The sequence below is a fragment of the Rhizobacter sp. P2_H3 genome, assembly GCF_056403355.1.
Map to the genome: position 1 here is coordinate 1 of NZ_JBFUFQ010000241.1, position 8,436 is coordinate 8,436.

An 8,436-nucleotide genomic window follows, 5' to 3' on the forward strand; every position below is an offset into this window, starting at 1 on the left:
GCCACGAACGGGTTCGCGAACTTGGCCTTGTATTCGGCCTCGCGCGCCGCGAGCCGGGCCGGATCGCCTTTCTCGTCGCGGAAGATGATCTCGACCGCGCCCTTCGCCCCCATCACCGCGATCTCGGCGTTCGGCCACGCGAAGTTCACATCCCCGCGCAGGTGCTTGGAGCTCATCACGTCGTAGGCGCCGCCGTACGCCTTGCGCGTGATCACCGTGATCTTCGGCACCGTGCACTCGGCGTACGCATACAGCAGCTTCGCACCATGCTTGATGATGCCGCCGTACTCCTGGCTGGTGCCCGGCATGAAGCCCGGCACGTCGACGAAGGTCACCACCGGGATGTTGAACGCATCGCAGAAGCGCACGAAGCGCGCCGCCTTGATGCTGCTCTTGATGTCCAGGCATCCGGCCAGCACCAGCGGCTGGTTCGCGACGACGCCCACCGTCTGCCCCTCCATGCGGCAGAAGCCGATGATGATGTTCTTCGCGTACTCGGGCTGCAGCTCGAAGAAGTCGCCGTCGTCGGCGGTCTTCACGATCAGCTCCTTCATGTCGTAGGGCTTGTTCGGGTTGTCGGGCACCAGCGTGTCGAGCGACAGGTCGATGCGCTCGGCCGGATCGTTGCTCGGCCGCACCGGCGCCTTCTCGCGGTTGTTCAGCGGCAGGTAGTTGTAGAGCCGGCGCAGCATCGCGAGGGCGTCGACGTCGTTCTCGAACGCCAGGTCGGCCACGCCGCTGCGACTGGTGTGGGTGGCCGCGCCGCCCAGCTCCTCGGCGGTCACCTCTTCATGCGTCACGGTCTTCACGACCTCGGGGCCGGTGACGAACATGTACGAGCTGTCCTTCACCATGAAGATGAAATCGGTCATCGCCGGCGAGTAGACCGCGCCGCCTGCGCACGGGCCCATGATCATGCTGATCTGCGGCACCACGCCCGAGGCCATCACGTTGCGCTGGAACACCTCGGCATAACCGCCGAGCGAGGCGACGCCTTCCTGGATGCGCGCGCCGCCGGAGTCGTTGAGCCCGATCACCGGCGCGCCGACCTTCATCGCCTGGTCCATCACCTTGCAGATCTTCTCGGCATGCGCTTCGCTGAGCGCGCCGCCGAACACCGTGAAGTCCTGGCTGAACACGAACACCAGGCGGCCGTTGATCATGCCGTAGCCGGTGACGACGCCGTCGCCGGGCACCTTGTTGTCGGCCATGCCGAAGTCGTGGCAGCGGTGCTCGACGAACATGTCCCATTCTTCGAAGGTGCCTTCGTCGAGCAGCAGTTCGATGCGTTCGCGGGCCGTCAGCTTGCCCTTGCCGTGCTGGGCGGCGATGCGTTTCTCGCCGCCGCCCAGGCGGGCGAGCGCGCGCTTGGCTTCGAGTTGTTCGAGGATGTCGTGCATGTCAGCTCACTCCGGGATGGAAGACGGGGACGAGAAGAAAAGGCGCAGCAGCGTGTGCGCGGCCGATGACGGGGCGACGCGCGCGGCGGCGACGTCCTGCGTGATGCCGGCCAGCGCCGCGTGCACGCGGGGGTGGTGCTTGAAGTCGGCGTGCAGCCGCGCGTGGATCAGGTCCCACATCCAGGCCTGGGCCTGGCGCTCGCGGCGGCGTTCGAACTCGCCGCTCGCGCGGCGTTCGTCGGCGAACTGCCGAACGCGCTGCCAGAACTCGGTGATGCCCTGCGACTTGAGCGCGCTGATCTGCATCACGCGTGCGGGCGGAACCTGGTCGGGCCGGCCGTGGAAACTGAAGACGCGCAGCGCGCTGGTGATCTGGGCTTCGGCGCGGGTCGCGGCCACCGGATCGATATCGGCCTTGTTGATGACGACGAGGTCGGCGAGCTCCATCACGCCTTTCTTGATGGCCTGCAGGTCGTCGCCGGCATTGGGCAGCTGCAGCAGCACGAACATGTCGGTCATGCTGGCGACCGCGGTCTCGCTCTGGCCGACGCCGACGGTCTCGACCAGCACCACGTCGTGGCCGGCGGCCTCGCAGACCAGCATCGCCTCGCGGGTCTTCTCGGCCACGCCGCCGAGCGTGCCCGATGACGGGCTCGGGCGGATGTAGGCGGCGTCGTGGACGGACAACTGCTCCATGCGCGTCTTGTCGCCGAGGATGGAGCCGCCGGAGACGGTGGACGACGGGTCGACCGTCAGCACCGCGACGCGGTGGCCCTGCGCGATCAGGTGCAGGCCGAAGGCCTCGATGAAGGTCGACTTGCCGACACCGGGGACGCCCGAGATGCCCAGGCGCAGCGCGCGGCCGGTGTGCGGCAGCAGGGCGTTCAGCAGCGCGTCGGCGCGCAGACGGTGGTCGGGGCGGGTGGATTCGAGCAGGGTGATGGACTTGGCGAGCGAGCGCCGCCGTGCCTGCGGATCGCGTCCAACCAAGGCTTCACACAACGCGTCGTCTCCGGCGTTCATCACAAGCCGATGGAATGCCGAAACGAGGACCGAGCGGCCGCCGCGGAACCGGCTTTGCCGGGCCGCTGGCGGCGCCCCCTTGAGGGGGAGGCGCCGAAGGCGCTTCGGGGGTGGGTCATCCAACAGCCTTGCGGATCTGCTCCAGCACATCCTTCGCACTCGCCGGGATCGGCGTGCCCGGCCCGTAGATGCCCTTCACGCCGGCCTCGTACAGGAAGTCGTAGTCCTGCCGCGGGATCACGCCGCCGACGAACACGATGATGTCGTCGGCACCCTGTGCCTTCAGCGACGCGATGATCGCCGGCACCAGCGTCTTGTGACCCGCCGCCAGCGTGCTCACGCCCACCGCATGCACGTCGTTCTCGATCGCTTGGCGCGCGCACTCCTCGGCGGTCTGGAACAGCGGCCCCATGTCGACGTCGAAGCCCAGGTCGGCGAACGCCGTCGCCACCACCTTCGCGCCACGGTCGTGCCCGTCCTGCCCGAGCTTGGCGATCATCACGCGCGGGCGCCGGCCCTGCGCCTGCGCGAACTCGGCGATCTCCTGCTGGAGCTTCGCCCACCCTTCGGCACTGTCGTAAGCGGCTGCATACACACCGGTCACCTTTTGCGTATCGGCGCGATGGCGCCCCCACACCTTCTCGAGCGCATCGCTCACCTCGCCCACCGTCGCGCGGGCCCGGATCGCATCGATGGTCAACGCGAGCAGGTTGCCCTCGCCGCCGGCCGCACAGGCCACCAGGGCCGCCAGTGTGCGCTCGACCGCCGCCGCATCGCGCGCCGCGCGCACCTGCTTCAGCCGCTTCAGCTGGTTCTCGCGCACCGCATGGTTGTCGATGTCGAGGATGTCGATCGGGTCTTCCTGCTTCAGCTTGTACTTGTTGACGCCGACGATCACGTCCTTGCCCGAATCGATGCGCGCCTGCTTCTCGGCCGCGCTCGCCTCGATCTTCAGCTTGGCCCAGCCGCTGTCGACGGCCTTCACCATGCCGCCCATCGCGTCCACTTCCTCGATCAGCGCCCAGGCCGCATCGGCCATGTCCTGCGTCAGCTTCTCCATCATGTAGCTGCCGGCCCACGGGTCGACCACGCTGGTGATGTGCGTCTCTTCCTGGATGATCAGCTGCGTGTTGCGCGCGATGCGGGCGCTGAAATCGGTGGGCAGCGCGATGGCTTCATCGAGCGCGTTGGTGTGCAGGCTCTGCGTGCCGCCGAACACCGCCGCCATCGCCTCGACCGTCGTGCGCACCACGTTGTTGTACGGGTCCTGCTCGGTCAGGCTCCAGCCCGAGGTCTGGCAGTGCGTGCGCAGCATCAGGCTCTTCGGGTTCTTCGCGCCGAAGCCGCTCATGATCCGCCACCACAGCAGCCGCGCGGCGCGCATCTTCGCGACTTCCAGGTAGAAGTTCATCCCGACCGCCCAGAAGAAGCTGAGCCGCCCGGCGAACTCGTCGACGTCCAGCCCCTTGGCCAGCGCCGTCTTCACGTACTCCTTGCCGTCGGCCAGCGTGAAGGCGAGCTCCAGCGCCTGGTTCGCGCCCGCTTCCTGCATGTGGTAGCCGCTGATGCTGATCGAGTTGAACTTCGGCATCTGCTTCGCGGTGTACGCGATGATGTCGCCGATCACCCGCATGCTCGGCTCGGGCGGGAAGATGTAGGTGTTGCGGACCATGAACTCCTTGAGGATGTCGTTCTGGATGGTCCCGCTCAGCTGGTCCTGCGGCACGCCCTGCTCCTCGGCCGCCACCACGTAGCCGGCCAGTACCGGCAGCACCGCGCCGTTCATCGTCATCGACACCGACACCTTGTCGAGCGGGATGCCGTCGAACAGGATCTTCATGTCCTCGACGCTGTCGATCGCGACGCCCGCCTTGCCGACGTCGCCGGTCACGCGCGGGTGGTCGCTGTCATAGCCGCGGTGCGTGGCCAGGTCGAACGCGACGCTGACACCCTGCGCGCCGGCATCGAGCGCCTTGCGGTAGAACGCGTTCGAGGCTTCGGCGGTGGAGAAGCCGGCGTACTGGCGGATGGTCCACGGCCGCACCGCGTACATCGTCGCCTGCGGGCCGCGCACGAACGGCGCGAAGCCGGGCAGCGTGTCGGTGTACGGCAGGCCGCGGGTGTCGGCCGCGGTGTACAGCGGCTTCACGCGGATGCCCTCGGGCGTCACCCAGTCGAGCGCGTCGACACGCCCGCCGGGCGCGGATTTCGCGGCGGCCTTCTGCCATGCGGGCAGCGCCTCGGAAGTCAGCAACGCATCCTTGTCATCCGTTTTTTTCTGGTCCGACATGAGCCCGCTCCGCTGGACGACCCGGCAGGCGTCATCCATAATTCAAAATTGAATTATATGTCCAAGGTTTCCACCGTCCCCGCTGGTAAATCGCCGGCCGCCGCCCGGCTGCCGGCCACCCAGGCGCTCTACGTGCAGGTCGCCGAGCGGCTGCGTGCGCGCATCATGGCCCACACGCTGGCGCCCGGCAGCTGGATCGACGAGCAAGCCCTGACCGCCGAGTACGGCATCAGCCGCACCCCGCTGCGCGAGGCGCTGAAGGTGCTGGCCGCCGAAGGGCTGGTGACGATGAAGCTGCGCCGCGGCGCCTACGTCACCGAGGTGTCCGAGCGCGACCTGGCCGAGGTCTTCCACCTGCTGGCGCTGCTCGAGAGCGATGCCGCTGCGGCGGCCGCCACGCGGGCCACCGACGCGCAGCTGGCCGAGTTGCAGGCGCTGCACCAGGCGTTGGAAGACAGCGTGGCCGACCGCGATGCGTTCTTCCGCGCCAACGAGCAGTTCCACATGCGGCTGCTGGAGATCGCCGACAACCGCTGGCGCCACCAGCTGGTCACCGACCTGCGCAAGGTGATGAAGCTGAACCGGCACCACTCGCTGTTCAAGCAGGGGCGGCTCGATGCGTCGCTGAAGGAGCACCGCAGGATCATGGCCGCGCTGAAGGCGCGCGACGGCACCAAGGTGCAGCTGCTGATGCAGCAGCACCTGACGAATGGACGGGACGCCGCGATGCCGGCCTGACACGAAACCCGGTGCGGCGCGCGGCGACAATCGTGCCCATGACACGCTCCCGACCACTGATCAGCCTGATCGCCGCCGTCGCCCGGCACGGCGCGATCGGCAAGGGCAACGCCCTGCTCTGCCACATCTCCGAGGACCTGAAGTTCTTCAAGCGCACCACGCTCGGCGCGCCGGTGCTGATGGGCCGCAAGACCTGGGATTCGATCGGCCGCCCGCTGCCGGGCCGCCGCAACATCGTGATCACGCGCCAGCCAGGCTGGCAGGCCACCGGCGCCGAGCGCGCCGGCTCGCTGGCCGAGGCGATCGCGCTGGCCGGCGACGTGCCGAAGGCCTTCGTGATCGGCGGCGCCCAGATCTACCGCGAGGCGCTGCCGCTGGTCGACGAGCTGGTGCTGACCGAGCTCGATGCCGAGTTCGACGCCGACACGTTCTTCCCCGACTGGGACCGCGCGCAGTTCGACGCGGACCCCGGCGACTTCCAGACCAGCCCGGATGGCATCCGCTACCGCTGGGTCACGTACTCACGCAAACAACCGCAACTTTGACGACACGAGGAGGATGACATGTCCGAACACGGTTTCCACGTCCACGGCCCGCACGACCACGAACTGGAGCATGCGGCCCAGCACAACCCCGACGGCCACGCCGGCCAGCTGGCGGTGATCACCGCGATCCTCGCGACGCTCGGTGCGATCTTCTCGTACATGGGCGGCGCGACGCAGGCCAACGCGGGGCTCTACAAGAACGACGCGGCGATCAAGAAGACCGAGGCGTCGAACCAGTGGAACTACTACCAGGCCAAGAGCAGCAAGCAGAACCTGGCCGAGCTGGCGGTCGAACTGGCGCCCGAGGGCCGGCGCGCGTTCTACACCGAGGAGATCAAGCGCTACAAGACCGAGAAGGCCGAGATCATGACGGCGGCCAAGAAGCTGGAAGATGAATCGACCGCCTTCGACAAGCGCAGCGAGGAGCAGATGCACCAGCACCACCGCTGGGCACAGGCCACCACCGCACTGTCGATCTCGATCGCGATGGCGGCGATCGCGCTGCTGACGAAGCGGCGCTGGACGGAGTACGCGGTGTACGGGATCAGCGCGCTCGGCCTCGGCCTGGGCGTCGCTGCCTGGCTGCACTGGTGACAGGGTCGGGCCTGAAGCGCTACGCTGCGCCCTCCACATCCAGGAGAGCGGCATGAAGATCCAACGCAAGGGCTCGGCCCAATGGTCCGGCGGCATCAAGGACGGCAAGGGCTCGATCTCGACCGAGAGCGGCGCGCTGAAGGACTACCCCTACGGCTTCGCGAGCCGCTTCGAGGGCACCCCGGGCAGCAACCCCGAGGAACTGCTCGGTGCGGCGCACGCCGCCTGTTTCACGATGGCGCTGTCGCTGATCCTCGGTGAAGCCAAGCTGCGCGCCGAGAAGATGGACACGACCGCCAAGGTCACGCTGGAGCAGGTGGAAGGCGGCTACGCGATCAGCGCGGTCCACCTGACGCTGAAGGCCAACGTGCCGGGCGCCGACAACGCCACGTTCCAGGAGCTGGCGGCGAAGGCGAAGGCCGGATGCCCGGTGTCGAAGCTGCTGAAGGCGGACATCTCGCTGGAGGCGACGCTGGTCTGAGCCGCGCCTGCCCGCATGTCGCGGCGATGTCCTACACGCTCGTCGGAATCAACCCACGGTGCCCGCAAAGGGCGCCCCCTACAGTGAGGCTGCGCCGGGATCGCAGAGTCCCGGACGGCACCCACCACTGGAGGTAGCGATGAAACGAGGGATGGTCATTGCGGGGTTCGAGGTGCACGCGGACGAGGGCTTGCGGGACATTCCCGCGGGTGCGTGCTGGGTCATCGAAGGCGCGCTGTGGGTCAAGCTGGTCTGGCATGCCGATGGCGACCGCCAGGCTGTGACGCTGTCGCTGCGCGAGTACCAGTCGTGCCTGCAGCGCGGCTGCATCCGCTTCGAGTCGGCGCCGTCGTTCAGCGAATCCGTGCGTAGACCCTTGAGTCTCGCAACATGCCGTCCGGTGTGATGCGGTCGTTGCGCCGCGTGCCTTCCAGCGTGTAGCCGGCACGCTCGCAGACCCGCCAGCTGGCGATGTTGCCGGCGTCGGGCAAGGCCTCGACCCGGCGCATGCCGAGCGGGCCGAACGCCAGGTCGGTGATGGCTTGCGCCGCCTCGGTGACGAGCCCGCGGCCGGTGAACGCCGAGTGCGCCCAGTAGCCGATCTCGCACTTGGGCACCGCCCAGTCGAACGCATGCAGGCTGCCGATGCCGACCAGCGTGTCGCTGCCCTTCAGGAGCAGCAGCATCGGCATCATCGAGCGCATCATGAAATGCGCGCGCCCTTCGCGGCAGAACTGCTCGGCGCTGGCTAGCGTCGGTTCGGCCATCGCCCACGGCAGCGAGGCCGGGAACGCGCGCAACGCGTCGAGCGACGCGACGATCGCCTCATGCAAGCGCGGCCCGTCGCCGGACTGCGGGCAGCGGATCGTCAGGCGCGGGCTGTCGAAGCGGTCGGGAACGTCGCGAAGCGAGGGGATCGTCATGGCAGCGATGATGACGACCCGGTCGCGCGCCGGCCGCCTGGCGGGCGCAACGGCGTACGGGGATGCGAACGTTTCAGCGCGGCGACCAGCGCCACTCCTTCACCTCGGGCAGGTCGTCGCCGTGCTCGCACACCCATTCCCGGTGCCGGCGCAGCGTCGCCGCCAGCCGCTCGGCCTCGGCCGGTACCCGGTCGGCCAGGCGCGGCACGCGGCGGATCGCGTCGAATGCCAGCTGGTAGCGGTCGAGCTGGTTCAGCACCACCATGTCGAACGGCGTCGTCGTCGTGCCTTCCTCGCAGTAGCCGCGCACGTGGATGTTCGCGTGGTTGCGGCGCCGGTAGGTCAGCTTGTGCACCAGCGACGGGTAGCCGTGGAACGCGAACACCACCGGCCGGTCGGCGGTGAAGATCGCATCGAAGGCCTCGTCGGTCAGCCCGTGCGG

Annotated in this window: 10 protein-coding genes; 5 read left to right on the forward strand and 5 right to left on the reverse strand. The window is 68.3% G+C overall.

The window, feature by feature from the left end; all coding sequences use genetic code 11:
- The 3 genes from AC1D1T_RS27210 to scpA form a co-directional block, all read right to left on the reverse strand.
- Positions 1-1,400 (reverse strand): acyl-CoA carboxylase subunit beta (locus AC1D1T_RS27210; protein WP_477992847.1); only part of this gene is annotated, 1,400 nt, incomplete at its 3' end.
- Positions 1,401-1,406: 6 nt separating this feature from the next.
- On the reverse strand, positions 1,407-2,423 hold the full coding sequence (gene meaB / locus AC1D1T_RS27215) for a methylmalonyl Co-A mutase-associated GTPase MeaB (RefSeq protein ID WP_477992848.1): 1,017 nt from the start codon (positions 2,421-2,423) through the stop codon (positions 1,407-1,409).
- A gap of 115 nt (positions 2,424-2,538) precedes the next feature.
- Entirely contained in the window at positions 2,539-4,713 is a 2,175-nt protein-coding gene (scpA, locus tag AC1D1T_RS27220; protein ID WP_477992849.1) for a methylmalonyl-CoA mutase, read from the reverse strand.
- Between the two features lie 57 nt (positions 4,714-4,770).
- On the opposite strand from scpA, the gene AC1D1T_RS27225 reads away from it, so the two are divergent.
- The 5 genes from AC1D1T_RS27225 (at position 4,771) to AC1D1T_RS27245 (ending at position 7,477) form a co-directional block, all read left to right on the forward strand.
- Positions 4,771-5,451, forward strand: coding sequence for a GntR family transcriptional regulator (locus tag AC1D1T_RS27225; protein WP_477992850.1), 681 nt, complete (start codon positions 4,771-4,773; stop codon positions 5,449-5,451).
- A gap of 38 nt (positions 5,452-5,489) precedes the next feature.
- Positions 5,490-5,996, forward strand: a complete 507-nt coding sequence (locus AC1D1T_RS27230; RefSeq protein ID WP_477826573.1) for a dihydrofolate reductase — start codon at positions 5,490-5,492, stop codon at positions 5,994-5,996.
- A gap of 18 nt (positions 5,997-6,014) precedes the next feature.
- On the forward strand, positions 6,015-6,590 hold the full coding sequence (locus tag AC1D1T_RS27235; protein ID WP_047504720.1) for a DUF4337 domain-containing protein: 576 nt from the start codon (positions 6,015-6,017) through the stop codon (positions 6,588-6,590).
- Positions 6,591-6,648: 58 nt separating this feature from the next.
- Positions 6,649-7,071, forward strand: a complete 423-nt coding sequence (locus AC1D1T_RS27240) for an OsmC family protein (RefSeq protein ID WP_465112034.1) — start codon at positions 6,649-6,651, stop codon at positions 7,069-7,071.
- A 139-nt stretch (positions 7,072-7,210) separates the two neighbouring features.
- Positions 7,211-7,477: a hypothetical protein gene (locus AC1D1T_RS27245; protein ID WP_477826574.1), complete on the forward strand. Its 267-nt coding sequence runs from the start codon at positions 7,211-7,213 to the stop codon at positions 7,475-7,477.
- On the opposite strand, the gene AC1D1T_RS27250 is transcribed toward AC1D1T_RS27245, so the two are convergent.
- Together AC1D1T_RS27250 and AC1D1T_RS27255 are read right to left on the reverse strand one after the other, a co-directional pair.
- A complete protein-coding gene (locus AC1D1T_RS27250) occupies positions 7,425-7,994 on the reverse strand; it encodes a GNAT family N-acetyltransferase (RefSeq protein WP_477842901.1) in 570 nt (189 codons plus the stop codon). The two genes, AC1D1T_RS27245 and AC1D1T_RS27250, sit on opposite strands and share 53 nt — an antisense overlap.
- A gap of 73 nt (positions 7,995-8,067) precedes the next feature.
- Positions 8,068-8,436, reverse strand: a 369-nt coding sequence (locus AC1D1T_RS27255; RefSeq protein WP_477992851.1) for a phosphoketolase family protein, incomplete at its 5' end; no start/stop codon positions are given.

Coding starts and splice junctions, on each gene's coding strand:
- meaB (WP_477992848.1), bottom strand. CDS start 2,423: ATGAACGCCGGAGACGACGCGTTGTGTGAAGCCTTGGTTGGACGCGAT.
- scpA (WP_477992849.1), bottom strand. CDS start 4,713: ATGTCGGACCAGAAAAAAACGGATGACAAGGATGCGTTGCTGACTTCC.
- AC1D1T_RS27225 (WP_477992850.1), top strand. CDS start 4,771: ATGTCCAAGGTTTCCACCGTCCCCGCTGGTAAATCGCCGGCCGCCGCC.
- AC1D1T_RS27230 (WP_477826573.1), top strand. CDS start 5,490: ATGACACGCTCCCGACCACTGATCAGCCTGATCGCCGCCGTCGCCCGG.
- AC1D1T_RS27235 (WP_047504720.1), top strand. CDS start 6,015: ATGTCCGAACACGGTTTCCACGTCCACGGCCCGCACGACCACGAACTG.
- AC1D1T_RS27245 (WP_477826574.1), top strand. CDS start 7,211: ATGAAACGAGGGATGGTCATTGCGGGGTTCGAGGTGCACGCGGACGAG.
- AC1D1T_RS27250 (WP_477842901.1), bottom strand. CDS start 7,994: ATGACGATCCCCTCGCTTCGCGACGTTCCCGACCGCTTCGACAGCCCG.